General features: G+C 65.1%; 17 protein-coding genes and 2 pseudogenes. 15 read left to right on the forward strand and 4 right to left on the reverse strand.

The annotated features are described in order from the left end of the window. Positions 1-170 precede the first annotated feature (170 nt). The 4 genes from hisC to ACFQS4_RS13850 all read left to right on the forward strand — a co-directional run bounded on the left by hisC (position 171) and on the right by ACFQS4_RS13850 (position 3145). Complete coding sequence (gene hisC, locus ACFQS4_RS13835) at positions 171-1322, forward strand: histidinol-phosphate transaminase (RefSeq protein ID WP_497902049.1); 1152 nt, start codon at positions 171-173, stop codon at positions 1320-1322. Then, the gene (locus tag ACFQS4_RS13840) at positions 1319-1885 is read left to right on the forward strand and encodes an adenylate kinase family protein (protein ID WP_497902050.1); all 567 of its coding nucleotides are present in this window, start codon (positions 1319-1321) and stop codon (positions 1883-1885) included. The genes hisC and ACFQS4_RS13840 overlap by 4 nt, the downstream gene beginning before the upstream one ends. Then, on the forward strand, positions 1882-2496 hold the full coding sequence (locus ACFQS4_RS13845) for a CDP-alcohol phosphatidyltransferase family protein (protein WP_497902051.1): 615 nt from the start codon (positions 1882-1884) through the stop codon (positions 2494-2496). The genes ACFQS4_RS13840 and ACFQS4_RS13845 overlap by 4 nt, the downstream gene beginning before the upstream one ends. A 109-nt stretch (positions 2497-2605) precedes the next feature. Then, a complete protein-coding gene (locus ACFQS4_RS13850) occupies positions 2606-3145 on the forward strand; it encodes a multiprotein bridging factor aMBF1 (RefSeq protein ID WP_497902052.1) in 540 nt (179 codons plus the stop codon). Positions 3146-3184: 39 nt separating this feature from the next. Here the strand turns inward: ACFQS4_RS13850 and ACFQS4_RS13855 are convergent, their stop codons facing one another. Continuing rightward, positions 3185-4159: an ABC transporter permease gene (locus tag ACFQS4_RS13855; protein WP_500191502.1), complete on the reverse strand. Its 975-nt coding sequence runs from the start codon at positions 4157-4159 to the stop codon at positions 3185-3187. Between the two features lie 159 nt (positions 4160-4318). On the opposite strand from ACFQS4_RS13855, the gene ACFQS4_RS13860 reads away from it, so the two are divergent. The 7 genes and pseudogenes from ACFQS4_RS13860 to ACFQS4_RS13890 all read left to right on the forward strand — a co-directional run bounded on the left by ACFQS4_RS13860 (position 4319) and on the right by ACFQS4_RS13890 (position 9859). After that, the gene (locus tag ACFQS4_RS13860) at positions 4319-5104 is read left to right on the forward strand and encodes a hypothetical protein (protein WP_497902054.1); all 786 of its coding nucleotides are present in this window, start codon (positions 4319-4321) and stop codon (positions 5102-5104) included. After that, positions 5101-5556, forward strand: coding sequence for an ABC transporter permease (locus tag ACFQS4_RS13865; RefSeq protein ID WP_497902055.1), 456 nt, complete (start codon positions 5101-5103; stop codon positions 5554-5556). Before ACFQS4_RS13860 ends, ACFQS4_RS13865 begins: the two co-directional genes overlap by 4 nt. Further along, positions 5549-6589, forward strand: coding sequence for an ABC transporter ATP-binding protein (locus ACFQS4_RS13870; protein ID WP_497902056.1), 1041 nt, complete (start codon positions 5549-5551; stop codon positions 6587-6589). The genes ACFQS4_RS13865 and ACFQS4_RS13870 overlap by 8 nt, the downstream gene beginning before the upstream one ends. Positions 6590-6595: 6 nt before the next feature. Continuing rightward, positions 6596-7932 (forward strand): annotated as a pseudogene (locus ACFQS4_RS13875) (ABC transporter ATP-binding protein). A gap of 31 nt (positions 7933-7963) precedes the next feature. Continuing rightward, a complete protein-coding gene (gene tpiA, locus ACFQS4_RS13880) occupies positions 7964-8608 on the forward strand; it encodes a triose-phosphate isomerase (protein ID WP_497902057.1) in 645 nt (214 codons plus the stop codon). A 151-nt stretch (positions 8609-8759) separates the two neighbouring features. Beyond that, positions 8760-9194, forward strand: a complete 435-nt coding sequence (locus ACFQS4_RS13885) for a DUF8159 domain-containing protein (protein ID WP_497902058.1) — start codon at positions 8760-8762, stop codon at positions 9192-9194. A 45-nt stretch (positions 9195-9239) separates the two neighbouring features. Then, a pseudogene (locus ACFQS4_RS13890) lies at positions 9240-9859 on the forward strand (toll/interleukin-1 receptor domain-containing protein). A 3-nt stretch (positions 9860-9862) separates the two neighbouring features. Here ACFQS4_RS13890 and ACFQS4_RS13895 read toward each other — a convergent pair. Beyond that, entirely contained in the window at positions 9863-10576 is a 714-nt protein-coding gene (locus tag ACFQS4_RS13895) for a J domain-containing protein (RefSeq protein WP_497902059.1), read from the reverse strand. 160 nt (positions 10577-10736) lie between these two features. Between ACFQS4_RS13895 and ACFQS4_RS13900 the strand changes: the two genes are divergently transcribed. The 3 genes from ACFQS4_RS13900 (at position 10737) to ACFQS4_RS13910 (ending at position 12714) form a co-directional block, all read left to right on the forward strand. Beyond that, positions 10737-11174, forward strand: coding sequence for a DUF3054 domain-containing protein (locus ACFQS4_RS13900; protein ID WP_497902060.1), 438 nt, complete (start codon positions 10737-10739; stop codon positions 11172-11174). A gap of 276 nt (positions 11175-11450) precedes the next feature. Continuing rightward, on the forward strand, positions 11451-11666 hold the full coding sequence (locus ACFQS4_RS13905) for a DUF8015 family protein (RefSeq protein ID WP_254157053.1): 216 nt from the start codon (positions 11451-11453) through the stop codon (positions 11664-11666). Between the two features lie 43 nt (positions 11667-11709). Continuing rightward, entirely contained in the window at positions 11710-12714 is a 1005-nt protein-coding gene (locus tag ACFQS4_RS13910) for an ornithine cyclodeaminase family protein (RefSeq protein WP_497902061.1), read from the forward strand. A 43-nt stretch (positions 12715-12757) separates the two neighbouring features. On the opposite strand, the gene ACFQS4_RS13915 is transcribed toward ACFQS4_RS13910, so the two are convergent. Next, positions 12758-14284: a DUF7289 family protein gene (locus tag ACFQS4_RS13915; RefSeq protein WP_497902062.1), complete on the reverse strand. Its 1527-nt coding sequence runs from the start codon at positions 14282-14284 to the stop codon at positions 12758-12760. Positions 14285-14604: 320 nt separating this feature from the next. On the opposite strand from ACFQS4_RS13915, the gene ACFQS4_RS13920 reads away from it, so the two are divergent. Beyond that, complete coding sequence (locus ACFQS4_RS13920; protein ID WP_497902063.1) at positions 14605-15006, forward strand: hypothetical protein; 402 nt, start codon at positions 14605-14607, stop codon at positions 15004-15006. 98 nt (positions 15007-15104) lie between these two features. Here the strand turns inward: ACFQS4_RS13920 and ACFQS4_RS13925 are convergent, their stop codons facing one another. Then, positions 15105-15854: a hypothetical protein gene (locus ACFQS4_RS13925; protein ID WP_497902064.1), complete on the reverse strand. Its 750-nt coding sequence runs from the start codon at positions 15852-15854 to the stop codon at positions 15105-15107. Positions 15855-15941: the final 87 nt, after the last annotated feature.

Genomic DNA, 15941 nt, shown 5'->3' on the forward strand with positions numbered 1-15941 from the left:
CTTCGCGCGCCCGAAAAATGATGATAAATGATTGCGTGAATCGATTCACGATTCGGTCGAGCCAATCATCGCTCTCCGTCGCTTTCGACCGTAGTACCAGATGGTCGTCGGATGGACAACGCTCGTCACAGGTAAGCACGCTTAAGCGTCGCGAGGAAAAGGTTTCACGTATGCATCCGCGCGATCTGTCCGACCACGTCGCCTATCAGGCGGGTCGAGGCATCGAGGAGGTTGCCCGCGAACTTGGGCGCGACCCCTCGACGTTCGTCAAACTCGCTTCCAACGAGAACGCCCACGGCCCCTCGCCCGCAGCCGTCGATGCCATCGAGGACGCCGCTAGCAGCGTGAGTTCCTATCCGAAGGCGGCTCACGCCGACCTCACCGCCGCCATCGCCGATCGCTGGGCCGTCGCGGACGATCAGATCTGGCTGGCAAACGGCGGCGACGGCGCCATCGACTACCTCTCGAGGGCGACCCTCGAGCCGGAAGACGACGTGCTCGTCCCCGCACCAGGGTTCGCCTACTACGGCATGAGCGCTCGGTTCCACCACGGCGACGTCACCGAGTACGCGCTCGCGCGCGATGACGGCTTCACCCAGGACGCCGAGACAGTCCTCGAGGCCTACGAGGACGAACGGATCGTCTACCTCACCAGCCCGCACAACCCCTCGGGATCGACGATCGACCTGGAGGCCGTCGCGGATATCGCGGATCGAACGGACGAGGAGACGCTCGTCGTCGTCGACGAGGCCTACGGGGAGTTCGCCGACGTCGACAGCGCCGTCGCCCTGATCTCGGGTCGCGACGGGTTCGACGCCCGCGACGACGTCGCCGTTCTCCGGACGTTCTCGAAGGCGTACGGCCTGGCGGGCTTGCGACTCGGATACGCAATCGTTCCGTACGCGTGGGCTGACGCCTACGCCCGCGTCAACACCCCGTTCGCCGCGAGCGAACTCGCCTGCCGGGCCGGCCTGGCCGCCATCGAGGATGACGAACACGTCGAGCGGACGGTCGAGACCGTCGCCGAGGCTCGAGCGACCATGCGCGAGGAAATCGACGCCCACGTCTGGCCGAGCGACGGGAATTTCGTGCTCGTCGACGTCGGGCAGGCGACGCCGGTCGCCGAGGCGATGCAGGAGCGGGGCGTGATCGTCCGCGACTGTACGAGTTTCGGGTTGCCGGAGTGCGTTCGCATCACCTGCGGTACGCCGTCCGAAACCGAACGGGCCGTCGAGACGCTCAACGAGGTGCTCGAGGACCGAGGGCACCAGCGCGAACTCGGCGCTGACGGCGGAATCCCAACCGAGGTGAACGGCGCGTGAGAGTCGCAGTTACCGGCACCCCGGGAACGGGGAAGACGACGGCAACGACGATCCTCGAGGATCGATTCGGTGATCGCCACGAGCACCAACTCGGCGATCGCCACGAGGACCGACTCGAGGACTACGACGTGATCCACCTCAACGACCTGCTCGAACGCGAGGGGCTGTACACGGCCGTCGACGAAGAGCGCGACAGCAAGGTCGCCGACCTGGATGCCCTCGAGGAGCGACTCGCGGAGCGAGACGACGTCCTGATCGAGTCGCACCTCGCCCATCACCTGCCGGCCGATCGCGTCGCCGTCTTGCGGTGTGAGCCGACAGTGCTCGAGGACAGATTGAGAGAGCGCGGTGAGAGTGCGGCTAAGGCTCGCGAGAACGCAGAGAGCGAGGCGCTCGACGTCATCCTCTCGGAGGCCGTCGACCGCCACGGACTCGAGTCCGTGTACGAAATCGACACCACGGACCGCGAGCCCGCCGCGGTGGCCGACGAACTCGAGGCCGTCGTCCGGGGCACACGAGCGCCGAGTGTCGGCGAGGTCGACTTCGTGGGGTACCTGACATGACCCTCGATAAGTTCCGACCGTACATCTCGAGGTTCCTGGATCCATTCGTCCGTGGGTTCGACCGGGTCGGAATGAGTCCCGACGGCGTGAGCGTTATCGCCGGGTTCGTGGCGATTGCCGCGGGCCTCGTGTTTTACCTCGGTGGCGTCGCCCACCCCGTCTGGTACGCCGTCGGCGCGGCCCTCGTTTTCCTGAACGGCTGGTTCGACATCATCGACGGCGCACTCGCTCGAGCCCAGGGCGTCTCCTCCCCCGCGGGGGACCTGCTCGATCACGTCCTGGACCGGTACGCCGACATCGTGATCATCGGTGGACTCGCCGCCGGCGTCGGCGACTACTGGCTGGGCTTCCTGGCGGTTACGGGCGTCGTCATGACCTCCTACCTCGGCACCCAGGCCCAGGCGGTGGGCCTCGACCGGGTCTACGGCGGGCTCGTCGGCCGTGCCGACCGGCTGGCGATCATCGGAATCGTCGGCTTCCTCGCCTATCCTCTCGAGTCGTTCGACGCCGGTGGCCTCTCGCTCGTCGGCTGGCTGCTCGTCTTCCTCGCCGTCGTCGGCCACCTGACGGCCTTCCAGCGGTTCTTCTACTCCTGGAGCGCGCTCGAGTAGCGTCTGACAAGGTCCGACCCCTCGTCCGGGGCGGGTATCGAGTTCGATACGACCCGTCCGGATCGCTGGCGCCGTACCCTTTATCACGCGTGGTGCGTTAGACCCGACCATGGTTCAGTGCGAGATGTGTGGCGCCGAGACGTCGTCCCCGAAGACCATCAAAGTCGAAGGCGCGAAGCTGGACGTGTGTTCGAACTGTACCGACTTCGGCACCGAGGTGAAGACCGCCTCATCCTCGAGCACGTCGACGAAGTACTCGACGGGCTCTGGATCGGGATCCGGGTCGGGGTCCAGCGACACGTCCTCGAGCGGCGGTCGCTCCTCGGGGTCCGGTGGCTCGCGTCGCCGAGACATGTTCGACGAGATGGACGAGATTGTCACCGACTACGACGACCGCATCCGGCGGGCGAGAGAGAAGAAGGACCTCAGCCAGTCCGACCTCGCGAACGAACTCAACGAGAAAGCGAGTCTGATCCGCAAACTCGAGCGCGGGGATACCCTGCCCAGCGACCGGGTCCAGAGCAAACTCGAGCGATTCCTAGAGATCAGCCTCACCGGCGGATCCGGGTCGAGCGAGGACAGCGACTGGGAGGGTGGCTCCTCGAGCGGGAGTTACACGCTTGGTGACGTCGTCAAGCGAAAGGATTGATCGAGCGCCGACCAACATTTTCCCGATCGCCGGTGTTGTTCACTGCGACCCGGTGTCCACTCGAGGGTCGAGCAGCGAGTACGCGAGGTCCTGAACGACGTTGCCGACGACGCCGAAGGCGACGATGACGACCGTCACGCCCATCATGACGGGAAGGTCGCGCGTCCAGACGGCGTTGTAGAAGAGCGAGCCGATCCCGCCGATGCCGAACACGGCCTCGATGATGATCACCGAAATCGCGAGCAATGCGAGCGTCTCCGCGAACACGAGCGAGAGCAACGGGATCGCCGCGTTTCGCAACACGTGTCTGGCGACGTCGAGCCGCCCACCGCCTTTCGCGCGAACGAGTTTGGTGAGGTCCGCGGTGTAGTACTGGCGAGCGTACGCTCGAGCGTAACTGACGATGGCAGCGAGCAGGGTCGTCGTAACCAGGACGACCGGGAGGACCCGCCCGTAGAGAAACGGCAACTCGGTCACCGTGATGTAGTTGAATTCGCTGCCCCAACTGAAGGCGGCAGCGGCAGTCGCGGACGCGCTCAGGATGAGGAAGCCGGCCCAGAAGTTCGGGATCGCGAACAGCAGATACACGATACCCATGGTTCCGTCGCCGCGAATCGAGCGCACGTTCATCGCGGCGTAGGCGCCGACGGTCAGCCCGAGCGTCGTCGCCAGCACGATCGCCGGGACGACGTACAGCGCCGTCTCGAGGGTGGCCTCGCGGACCAGCGGAAACACTGCCTCGCCGCTCTGGAAGGAATCGCCCCACTCCAGGGTGATCATGTTCCTCATCCAGTCGACGTACTGCTCGGTGAGCGGTCGGTCGAGCCCTCGGTCCGCGAGGTACGATTGGCGAATGGACTCGAGTTTGTCGGGATCGGCACCGCCGTAGGCCGCGAGCGCGAGTTGCCTGTCGAGCACCCAGTCTTCGGTCGCGGCGAACAGCGCGAACATCACCGTGAGCACGGCCCAGGCGGCGATCGCTCCCAGTGCCAGACGCCGAGCCAGAATTCGCACCACTCTCACTGGCGGTCACCTGCGAGTGGACCAGACGTGATGACGGAGTCGCGAATCACGAGTACTGCACACATGCCAGCCAGGGAAATATGAGTGTTGCGGTCGTGATGGAACAGAAACACTTATTCGCGGAGGCGACAGGTTCCTGCACGACTCGCAATGACGGAACCGGGATCGAACGCATCCGCCAGAGACGAACCGTCGGGGCAGACGGACGTCGCGGCGCTCGAGCGAATCGACTGGAATCGGGTCGACTCGTCGAAGCGCCGGTTTTCGCCCGAACGAATCGCGCTTGTAATCGGCGTCCTTACCGTCGGGCTGGCGTACCTCTACTACCGCTGGAGAGACAGCATCTATCTCGTCGCTCGATGGTACGTCGGCCCCGAAGATTGGCTGCTACTGCTCGCCCTGGCCGTGATCGTCGCCTACGGCGCCGTTCCGATGGTCCTCGATCCGTCCCGCGGCCGGCGACTCCTCGCTCGACTTCGACGACGGTGGGCAACCGTCGCGACCCTCACAGTTCTCGTGATCGTCACTCTTACCGCGCTCTACACGATGATAACGGGGTTCCAGCCCCGGCTGACGTTATACTCGGGGACGGCCGGAACCGACAAACTCCAGCCGCCGGTCGGCTTCAGCGGTTCCTACCTGGAAACGGGAAAAGACTGCGTGGGCATGGTTACCGGGGACACGATATACGAACAGCAGTGTCACGGGAGCTGGGAGTACGTGCTCGGAACCGACCGCTGGGGGTACGAAATGGTCGACCTCCTCGTGGTCGGCGCTCGACCTGTGGCCTACGCCGTGCTCGTCACGGCCGGCATTATCGTGCCGCTGGCGACGATCGTCGGTCTCCTCGCGGGGTACTACGGCGGTTCCGTCGACGACCTCCTGATGAGCTACGTCGACGTCCAGCCAGCATCCCAGCGATCGTCATCTACATGATCGCGTACCTGTTCATCGGGGACTCGTTTTTCGTCCTCCTCGCCGCGTTCGGCCTGCTATCCTGGGGCGGGATCGCCCGTATCGTCCGGAGCGAGACGCTACAACGACGCGAGGAAGGGTACGTCCTCGCCGCTCGAGTGCTCGGGGCCTCGAGGCCGTACGTCCTGCGACGACACGTCCTGCCGAACATTACCAATAGCGTGATCCCGGCGGCGTTCCACCTGATGGCCGTGCTCGTCCTGACAGAGGCGGCGCTCGCGTTCCTCGGGTTCCACGCCACGTTCCAGTCGTGGGGCATGACGATGGGCGAGGGGCTGTTCAGGGCGTCCCCGCTCGACGCGTGGTGGGTCTCGACGTTCCCCGCCATCGCCCTGGGACTGACGGTCGCGGCGTTCAAGGTGGCCGGCGACGGACTGCGAGACGCGCTCGATCCACGGGGGACTCATGACTGACACAGATCCACTGCTCTCCGTCGACGACCTGCACGCTCACATCGCGACCGCCGACGGTCCCATTCGGGCCGTCGACGGGGTGAGCTTCGACGTCCAGCCCGGCGAAACCGTCTGCCTCGTCGGCGAGAGCGGGAGCGGGAAGACGCTGACCTGTGATTCGATCACTGGTCTGGTCTCGAGTTCGCAGGTCGACGTCTCCGGATCCGTGACGTTCGAGGGCGAGGAGTTGCTCTCGGCCGACGAAAGCCGACTTCGATCGATTCGCGGCAACCGTATCGCCTATCTCTTTCAGAACGCCCAGAACGCGCTGGATCCGGTGTACACCGTTGGCGATCAGCTCGTCGAGGCGATCACGTTCCACCGAGACGTCAGCGACGAGATCGCGCGAGAGCGAGCGATCGACCTGCTGCAGACCGTCGGCCTCTCGCGACCGGCGGAGCGACTCGACGCGTATCCCCACGAATTCTCCGACGGCATGCGCCAGCGCGTCCTGATCGCCATCGCCCTGGCCACCGAGCCCGACCTGCTCATCGCCGACGAACCGACGTCCGCACTGGACGTCACGATTCAGTCCCGAATCATCGACCTGATCGACGACCTCCGACGAGAGCGAGCGCTGACGATGTTGCTCGTCACCCACGATCTCAGGGTCGTGGCCTCGCTGGCCGACCGCGTCGTCGTCATGTACGCCGGGAACGCCGTCGAGCGCGGGCCGGTCGAGGCCGTCCTCGAGCGACCGGGACACCCCTACACGCAGTCGTTGTTCCGGAATTTCGTGGGGCAGGGTAGGGCGGACGGGCCGGACCGCCGTACTGATACTGTCGGAGGTGACGAACCGGCTCCGCCGGACGGCTGTCGCTTCCGTCGGGAGTGCCCACACGCCGTCGAGGCGTGTCGCGCCGACGAACCGCCGTTCGAACCGGTCGCCGGCGTCGAAGACCACCGTGCGGCGTGCATCTACCACGGCAACCGACAAGATGCGAGAACGGTCCTCGACACTGTTCCCGATTTCGGCGCTGCGGGGAAGGGGTGACCGAGGATGACTGAGGCGGATCCGTTGCTTTCGGTCAGGAACCTCGAGAAGCACTACCCGATCACCAAGGGCTCCTTCGGCGCGAGGTCGGGACCGTTCGGGCCGTCGACGGCGTGAGCTTCGACGTCCAGCCCGGCGAGGCGTTCGGGCTCGTCGGCGAATCCGGCTGCGGGAAATCCACGACCGCGCTGTCGGTACTCCGTCTCGAGGAGCCGACCGGTGGCGAGGTCCGGTTCGACGGCGACGACGTTCGCGCGTACGACGACGACGAACTGCGTCGCTTTCGCCGACGCGCACAGCTCGTGCTCCAGGACCCGGACTCGGCGCTCAACCCGCGTCGGACAGTCGGCGAGTCAGTCGAAGAGCCCCTCCGCATCCACGGCTTGCACGGTTCCCAGCGGCGCCGACACGTCGTCGAGGACACGCTCGAGCGCGTCGGGCTCTCCGCCGCCGCGGCCGACCAGTACCCACACGAGTTCTCCGGCGGGGAAAAACAGCGCATCGCCATCGCCCGCGCGCTGGTGTTGAACCCGGATCTGCTCGTCGCCGACGAGCCGGTGAGCGCGCTCGACGGCCGAACCAAGGCCGACGTCCTCGAGTTGCTGGGACGTCTCCAGCGGGAGTTCGACGTCGCGATCGTCTTCATCAGTCACGACGTCGAGCTCGTGCGTCGGTTCTGCGACCGGGCGGCGGTAATGTACCTCGGCGAAATCGTCGAGTCCGGGGCGGTCGACGACGTCTTCGAGGACCCTCGCCACCCGTACACGCAACTGCTCGTGTCGTCGATTCCCAGCCTCAACCCGAACGCGTCGCGCTCCAGCGTCGAGTCCCTGACCGACGACCTCCCCGACGCGTCCGACCCGCCGTCCGGCTGTCGGTTCCATCCCCGGTGTCCGGCGATCATCCCGCCTGCCGACGCAACGATCCCTCGTGACCAGTGGCGAGGACTCGTGCGGTTCCGCTTTCGGCTCGAGAACGACTGGACGACCGCGGACGACGTGCGGGCCGCCGTCGCCGGGCCCGAGTCGGACGGTACAAACGGTCCTGCGACCATCGAGTCTGTCCCCGCCACCGACGACGCCGTTCGATCGAGGTTCGATCTGCCCGCGGAACTCGCGGATCCGGACCTCGAGGCGGCGCTCACGGCGACCGTCGAATCCATCGACGACGGCGACCTCGTAATGGCTCGAGACCACCTCGCGGCACCGACCGAAACCGTCTGTGAGCGCGAGTCGCCGACGCTCGAGACCCGCACAGAGGGCCGACCGGTCGCCTGCCACCGGTACGATCCGTCGGTACCCGGCGAGCCCGAGACGGACCTCGAGACGACGACCACTCGGTAACTATTTTGGTCGCGAGGGCCTCCTCTCGAGCATGTTCGTTCTGATCAACCTCAAGACGTATCCGTGTGACTCCGTCGCCGTCGCCGAAGCCGCGCGTGACGTCGACGAGACGACCGACGCTCGCATCGCCGTCGCCCCGCAGGCGACCCACCTCGAGCGAGTCGCCGAGACGGGCGTCGAAACCTGGGCCCAGCACGTCGATCCGATCGACTACGGGAGCAACACTGGGCACACGCTCGCGGAGGCGGTCGCGGATGCGGGCGCAGTGGGCACGTTGATCAACCACTCCGAGCGCCGCCTGAAACTCGCCGACGTCGACGGCGCGATCCGGGCGGCCGAACGTGCCGGCCTCGAGACGGTCGTCTGTGCGAACAACCCGGCCCAGATCGGGGCGGCCGCGGCGCTCGGCCCCGACGCCGTCGCCGTCGAACCGCCGGAACTGATCGGCACCGGGACGCCGGTCAGCCAGGCCGATCCGGACGTCGTGGAGGACGCCGTCGACGCCGCCGCTCGGGTCGACGAGGACGTCACCGTGCTCTGTGGCGCGGGGATCAGTACCGGCGAGGACGTCGTCGCCGCAGCCGACCTCGGCTCGAATGGCGTCTTGCTCGCCAGCGGCGTCGCCAAAGCCGACGACCCCGCGGCGGCGCTCGCGGATCTGGTCGAGCCGCTGTGAGCGGGGATGGAAGCGAAATGGGGACGAGGATGAAGACGACAACGAGACCAGGGACGAGAACGAGAACGGAAATACGGACGAGAGCCAAAGTGACAGCACCGCCAGAGCCCGATACCTTTTCCCCACCGAACGTGAACTCGAGGCATCACCGATGAGCGACGATGACCGGAACTCACACTCTCACTCGCCCGCGAACGCAAACGCGAACTCGAATCCCGACGACACGTCCGACGCGCACCCACTCGAGGTTACCCTCGAGAACCGCCTAATGGGCCAGGGCGTCTACGTCAATTCGCTCGAGCGAACCGACGACCGAACGCGACTCGAGTACGAAATGGTGCACGACGTACCGGGCGTGACCACCCACGAGGTCAGTACCGTCGTTCGAATCGTCCTGACGGTCGCGGAGGAGCGCGAGTGGGAGCCAGGAACGCTCGAGGCAATCTCTCGATCCACCGACGGGGACCGGCGCGGGACGTGGCGAGTCGAACGCGAGTGGTTCGATCAGCTGGGGGACGAACTCTTCGAACTCGAATTTTCGGACCTCGTTCTCGATACAATTACTCACGCCGGGGATAAGAAGTAGTTACATTCATTACGGATTGCTGTCTTCGGTTCCGTAGAGCTACTGATGACCGGAGAGCAGGTGTTCGTCTCCCACGCACCCGTCGACCTCGACCTCGTGCAGGAACTGTTCTCGACGGTCAAGAACTTCCCGTTCGGCGTCCACATCGCCCTCGAGGAGATCGAATCCGGTCGAACGCGCAAGCGACTCGAGGGCCGACTCGCCAACAGCGACGTCGTCGTCGCCGTACTCACTGAGGCGTCGGCGACCAGCAACTGGGTCAACCAGGAGATCGGCTACGCGCTCGCGAAGGGCATTCCGGTTCTCCCGCTGTACGACGAGGAGGCGTTCCGCGGCGGGTTCATCGCCGACGTCGAAGGAGTCGCCATCGATCGTGAGAACCTCTCGTTCACGATCTTCAACCTGCTCTGCCGGCTTCGGAGCGAACTCTCTCCGCTCGGAGCACTGTCAGTCCCCAACTGGTACGTCCGATTCCCGTGTACTGTTCCGGACTGTGGCCACCCGGTCACGCTGACATCACGCAGGGCCAGACGAAACTCTGGAAACTCTCGGAACACGGTCAGTTACTCGAGGCCACCTGCGAGGTCTGCGACGCCGCCTACGCCTTCGATCCGGCGACGATCGGGTTCGTCAGGCGTATGGACGGCCTCGAACGCACAGCGTGACAGTCACTTCAGCCGGTCGTAAGCCTCTTTGACGAGTTTGAACGCCGACTCGCTGCCGCTCTTCTTGTCCGGGTGGGCGTGTTTGATCTGGGTCAAGAATGCCTCGCGAAGCTCCTGACTCGTCGCGTCGTCGTCGACACGAAGGATCTCCCGCGCCTCAGACTCGCGCATCTCGACGCTGCTGACGACCCTTTTCTCCTCGGCCAGCGCCTTGCAGTCCGGACACATCTCCTCGGTCCGGCCGTCGATCGTCGTCACGTGATAGAGCTCTTCGTCGACGTACTCGTGACACTGGCTACAGAGCGTTCGACGGGTCGCGAGGTGGGTCGTCTCCGTCGCTTCGTCGGCGGGTGCGGCCCCATTGCCGTCCTCCGCCTCGGAACTTTCCGCCGTAAAGCTTCCCGACCTGGAGCTTCCCGCATCCCCGTGACCGGGAACCTCCTCGAGACAGTCGGGACAGCACGTGATCACCGTTCCGTCGGGTAAAACGACGTCCTCGAGATCGTTTCGCGAAACGCTCGAGTGGCAGCCATCGCACGTCCCGCGCGGTCGGTCGATCGACTCGAGTTTCCGGGCGGCCTCGCGGGCGTGGGGCGCACACGTCGGGCAGCACGCCAGCCGTTCTCCGTCCGGCATCGTCACGGTGGTCAGGTTCTCGAGCGCGACGGCCCGTCCACACCCATCACACCGTTCACGGCGTTGGTCGACCACAGCCATCTGTCACATCGTTTGTATTCGAACTATATTATTGTAGTCATCTCCTGAATCGCACGACGGACGGTTCGAGAGCGACGGGCGTTACCGAGCGAACCCAGCGATAGCGACGCCAGGTCCAGAAACCGTGACACCAATACGGGCTCCGCTCGGACCGATGAACATGGGAGCGCTACCTACCGTCTTCGATACCGATCGTCCTGGACAGCGAGCTATCGCGCTAGTCGGGGCGGTCGACCTCGCCCTCATCACGGCGATCATGATGACCGGCCGACGCCAGCACGGCCTGCCGATCGCAAGCGAACCGGGAGCCGCCCTCGAGACCGCCTTGCCGTTTCTCGTCGGCTGGACGGTCGTCGCCCTCCTGGCTGGCGCGTACGCTCGACGTGCGATCGCGTCGACGAAGACCGCCGCCGTGGTCACCACCGTCGCGTGGCTCGGCGGGGCGAACGTCGGCCTCATTCTTCGCTCGTCGCCGTTCTTCGACGGCAATGCGCTGTGGGCGTTCAACGTCGTCATCACCGCCATTGGGCTGCTCGTGCTCGGAATCTGGCGCATCGGGCTCTCGGTGGGGCTCCGTAATGCGGGCTGGCTCGAGTGACCCCCGGTCAGAAACGAGGGCCTCGAGTGCAGGTCGACCCGGATCAAATCGTTTGTCGAAGCGATCGACGATTTAAAACCGGCCGTTCACGGCTCGAGTGTGCACTGAGCTATATCGGTTTTGAGAGGGGATTTCGACCCAGGCCACTTTTGCCGATTGGAACCACTCGATAAGTTACGAGGATAATCCCCCCTCTATCTGAATCAGGGACAAATTCAATATCGGCTAATTATGGGAAACGCTTATATGCCTATTCCTCATAGAATGTAATAGATTATGGCTGGCTATTATGACATTGTTCTCGGACTTATCCCGGTCGCACTGCTCGGTATCACCGCTGCCCTGACCGTCGTCGGCGTCTCGTTGACGGCTGCGGTCCCGATTAGCGCTACCGTCGCAATCGGCGTCATCGGTCACGCGATGTTCGTCAACGGTCCCGTCGATTCCGTCGAGGACGCCCCAGCCACGCGCCCCAGAGTCAACTCCGAGTAACCCCAGCCACGCGGTTTTTATCTCTCAGTCTCCTCGTGGGAGTATGACCGACGTCCTGTTTCTCACCAGCGAAGAGACGGTCGGCCTCGCCTCGCCCGCAGACTACGTTACTGCCGTTCGAGACGGCTACCGCCAGCGCGGCGCCGGCGCATCCGCCAAACCCCGAACCAAACTCTTTCGCGCCGACCCAGGTGGGCTCCTGACGACCTACTCCGCCGTCCTTCCGGAAACCGGCGCGATGGGAGGCTACATGTACAGCGCCGGGTTCGGATCGGGCGACGCCTGGTTCGTCACGCCGCTGTTCGACGCCGACAGCGGTGAACCGATCGCCCTGCTCGACGGCGCCCACATGAACCCCTTCAAGACCGGCGCCGCCGGCGCGGTCGCCGTCGACGAACTCGCTCGCCAGGACGCCACCACGCTCGCCGTGATCGGCACTGGCCCGCAGGCACGCGGACAGGTCCACACGACGGCGACCGTTCGCGATTTCGAGACTGTTCGCGTCTTCTCGCCGACGGCGTCCAATCGGGAGGCGTTCGCTGCCGAGTTCGACGACAAGCTCGCCGCCAGCGTCACGGCCGTCGACTCGAGCGCCGCCGCCGTCGAGGGTGCCGACGTCGTGATCACCGCGACGACGGCGAGCGAACCCGTCTTCGACGGCTCGCTGCTCGAGCCCGGAACCCACGTTACGGCGATGGGGCAGTATCACCCGAAGAAGCGCGAACTCGACGTGGAGACGATCGAACGGGCCACCTACGTTCCCGACCTTCGGGACCGGGCGACCTACGACGCAGGCTCGTTTCTCGCGGCGCTCGAGGCCGGCGCGATAGCCGAAGATCACGTTCACGCCGAACTGGGCGACATCGTGGTTGGCGAGGCGTCTGGGCGAACGAGTGACGACGAGATCACGGTGTTCGACAGTGGAGGGACCGGGATCGAAACCGTCGCGGCCGCGGCGATGCTGTACGAACGGGCGACGGAGGAGGGACTTGGGTCGACCATTTCGTTCGCACCCGCGAGCGAAGCGCTGACTGGGCGACGTTCCTGAAACAAACGGCGAGAGAGCGGTCGAGCGAACGACCGGTTACTCGTCACTCGCTCTCGACGGCTACCTCGTGGACGACGACCGTCAGATGATTGAGTTTCGGTGGCAGGTGCTCCGGTGGGATCGCGATCGTCGGTTCGACGGTCGAAAGCGACCGATCGTACGTCAACTCCGCGTTCTGGGCGATCGACATTGGCCCCGAAATGATCGATCCCGTGAAGTCGACGCTCCCCGTTCCGATGCAGACGTCGGCCCAGTCGGCCTCGGGCGAGCAGTCGGCGTTGTTCAGGTACTCGTCAACGAGTTCGTTCGTCCCCTCGGCCGGTTCGTCCCGTGGCGCGTAGATGGTTCCCGTGAACGTCCCCTGGCCGATCGCGAACTTCATCTCCGAGGTTCCGTAGAGCTGGAAGCGCTGGGGATCGTCGGATTCGACGGTGACGCCGCCACTACCGCCTCCCATGGCTACGTCGCCGGTCGTGTAGACCCTCGCAACGTGATCCGTTCCCGCACCGTCGACGACCTCGATTTTCGCGTTGTCGAGTCCGATGTTCCCGTCGACGAGGACCGTCACGTCCCCCTCGCTCAGATCGACCTCGAGGTCGTCGTCTCGAAGCAACTCGTCCGCGTAGTAGGTCCCGTTCTCGAGGGTCGATCCGTCGATCGATCGGGCGTCCTCCGCCGACGTCTCGAACAGGTACGCGATGTCGTCGTCGAGCGGCCGAAGGTCCACTTCTTCGCCGCCCGTACAGTTGGCAGGCGCCTCGCAAGAGATACTCACGTTTCCGGTCGCCGAGATAGAGCCGTTCACGGAGGGGTTCCCGCCGTTATCGAGCACGTCCCCGACGGCGGTGACCGCTCCGTCGTAGGACCCGTCGGGATCGGGTTGTCCGAGGAGGACGGCGACGGTCTGGTTCGCGTGGTCGACCGTCACGTACTGGTCGCCAACCTGTCGCTCGTAGTGGGCCGCCCAGCCAGCGTAGTACGGGCTCTCGATCGTGATCGTGACGAACCGGCCCGCGACGCTCGGGATATCGTGGCTCGGCCGATCGCTCCGCACTTTCGAGAGACGAACCCGGTCGTTCGACACCGATTCGACGCCTTCGAGTCGCGTGATCGGCAGCCGGAAGGCGTCCTGGCGATACTCGGCCTGTGGCGCGGAGACGATTCTCGCCTGGGCGCCCGTGCCGCGGAAGACGCCACCGCCCTCGTAGGCGACGACCGTCTCGCCGTCGCGATACTCGATCGCCCGAATGGGTTCGTCGATAATGGGGTCCTCGAGTCCGGACGCGGTCACCGTAATGTGGCCCGATTCCACGAGCGAGACGCCGCCATTGGCGTCTGCCAGGCCGAGCGCGACCGACCGCGTGTCGTCGCTCGAGGCGGCGACCGTGTTCAGTTCCGAGCCGAGGTTGACGAACGACTGTTCGACGCGTTCGTCCTCGAGCTGGTCCGACGACGTCGTGAGGGCCCCGGTTCCCACGAGGACGATGCCGATGCTGGCGACGGCGACCATGCCGATGATGATCGTCAGGGCGAGTACCGGCGTTAGCCCTCGGTCGGCGCGGTCGATCATCGCGTGCCTCGCGATAGAACGCTACGTTGATCGCGGTTTCGCCGTCCCCACGGACCGCCCGGCGTGCTCCCTCCCTCCCCCCGGAGCTGATGGAGCAATTGAGTCATACACGCATTCATGACCGTCACCGATAATGATGTTTCCCATACGTTCCAGTTCCTGGACATAAATGTTGTGGGTGTCCTCGAGCATAGTGTATCCGCGTTCTCGAAATCAATTATCGTCTCATCGCTCTATCCGAGCCTCGAGGTCAGTGTCCGACCAGGTTCGTCGGGCCACGAATCGAAACGGTTAGGAACGCATTCGACGACCGACGGGACGTGGCTCGAGGTGAGACGGGAAGCGGCGACCGTTCACGTCGACTGGCGGGAGCGATGGTACTCGTCGTCGCCGGCGGACTCGCCTTGTTCGCCCCGACCGTCCGCCTCCTGCTGGCCGGCCTCGTCCTGCTGGCCGGCCCGGTGTCGATTTACGGGGGCCTCCTCGCGTTCCTCAGAGGGAATCTCGGAATGCGCAGTGCGTTTCGACTCGTCCTTGGGCTAGCGGTCGGGACGCTCGCTCCGATGTTACTCGTCCTGGCGCTGATCGCGTCGGGGACCTTCGCGTTAGTCGTGGGTGTTCTCGGTGGCTCGTGTAGCGTGCTGGCGCTCGTGTTCGCGTCGACCGCGTTCAGTCGCGAACGAACGCCGGCCGAGCGGTACGTCCCGCCGACCGACGGCTGACGGCTGACGTCGACCAGGGCGGATACGATCGACTCAACCAACCACGCAGAACAGTCGAGCGCTCGAGTGCTCGAACGGTCGAGAATATCGAACGCCGTCTACTCGAGTTGGATCGCAGAGAGTGACCGTACCGGGCCAGCTGTGCGAGAGCGGTCGTCTTCGGTCGTAACGACGAAGTCGACGTCCGTATCGACGTCGTCGACCGGAGGCTCTGAATCCGAATCCGAATCCGAATCGGAGAGCACGGTGACCGCATCCACGAGCAGCGGCGCGACGACGCCCCCGACGACCGCTCGCGGATCCGAAAGAGGCGCCCGCAGCGCCACCCGATCGCCAGTCTCGAGCCCCCACTCGTCGACGACATCGGTAGCCGTCTCGAGTACCGTCAGATGACTGTACCTGCGCCGGCCGTCGACGAGCAACGGCGTCCCGGGATCGATCTCGAGCGGCGGAAACGATGGGTTCTCGCTCCAGAGACCACTCTCGAGGTGACGGACTCCTGGATCGTCGGGGCGCTCGCCGTAACCGACTCGCTGAGCACCTTCGGGGAGGGCGTATTCCCCGAGGTCGCTAACCGGCGCGACGAGCGTTCGCAGATCCTCGCTCCCTCCCAGGTCGTGGGGCGGATCGAACCTGGTCCGGGACTCGAGCAGCGCTGTCCCGAAAAACGAGAGTAGCGCGAGCGGACCCGATCCGACGACGCCGACGGTGACGCCCCGGCGAACGCCCGTGTGGCGCAGAAAGTTCCCGGCCTTCCACGCCGAGGTACGAAGCCAGTGGGCGTCGTACGTTCGACCGGTTGCGTCCTCGAGTGCCGCCGCTCGCTCCGTCGTTCGCGTTCGAAACACGCAGCCAGCGTTTCCATACCCGACCTACTCACCGCGATTACAAAAGCGCCGTCACTTTCGCGTGGGTTCGGGGGAAGGGATGTAGGA

The sequence above is a fragment of the Saliphagus sp. GCM10025317 genome, assembly GCF_042663665.1.
GTDB lineage: Archaea > Halobacteriota > Halobacteria > Halobacteriales > Natrialbaceae > Natronosalvus.

Bases quoted from the DNA above. Each gene is read 5' to 3' on its own strand.
- ACFQS4_RS13900 (WP_497902060.1), top strand. From the start codon at position 10,737: ATGGGAGCGCTACCTACCGTCTTCGATACCGATCGTCCTGGACAGCGA.
- ACFQS4_RS13895 (WP_497902059.1), bottom strand. From the start codon at position 10,576: ATGGCTGTGGTCGACCAACGCCGTGAACGGTGTGATGGGTGTGGACGG.
- tpiA (WP_497902057.1), top strand. From the start codon at position 7,964: ATGTTCGTTCTGATCAACCTCAAGACGTATCCGTGTGACTCCGTCGCC.
- ACFQS4_RS13870 (WP_497902056.1), top strand. From the start codon at position 5,549: ATGACTGACACAGATCCACTGCTCTCCGTCGACGACCTGCACGCTCAC.
- ACFQS4_RS13885 (WP_497902058.1), top strand. From the start codon at position 8,760: ATGAGCGACGATGACCGGAACTCACACTCTCACTCGCCCGCGAACGCA.
- ACFQS4_RS13905 (WP_254157053.1), top strand. From the start codon at position 11,451: ATGGCTGGCTATTATGACATTGTTCTCGGACTTATCCCGGTCGCACTG.
- ACFQS4_RS13845 (WP_497902051.1), top strand. From the start codon at position 1,882: ATGACCCTCGATAAGTTCCGACCGTACATCTCGAGGTTCCTGGATCCA.
- ACFQS4_RS13915 (WP_497902062.1), bottom strand. From the start codon at position 14,284: ATGATCGACCGCGCCGACCGAGGGCTAACGCCGGTACTCGCCCTGACG.
- hisC (WP_497902049.1), top strand. From the start codon at position 171: ATGCATCCGCGCGATCTGTCCGACCACGTCGCCTATCAGGCGGGTCGA.
- ACFQS4_RS13860 (WP_497902054.1), top strand. From the start codon at position 4,319: ATGACGGAACCGGGATCGAACGCATCCGCCAGAGACGAACCGTCGGGG.
- ACFQS4_RS13910 (WP_497902061.1), top strand. From the start codon at position 11,710: ATGACCGACGTCCTGTTTCTCACCAGCGAAGAGACGGTCGGCCTCGCC.
- ACFQS4_RS13850 (WP_497902052.1), top strand. From the start codon at position 2,606: ATGGTTCAGTGCGAGATGTGTGGCGCCGAGACGTCGTCCCCGAAGACC.
- ACFQS4_RS13865 (WP_497902055.1), top strand. From the start codon at position 5,101: ATGATCGCGTACCTGTTCATCGGGGACTCGTTTTTCGTCCTCCTCGCC.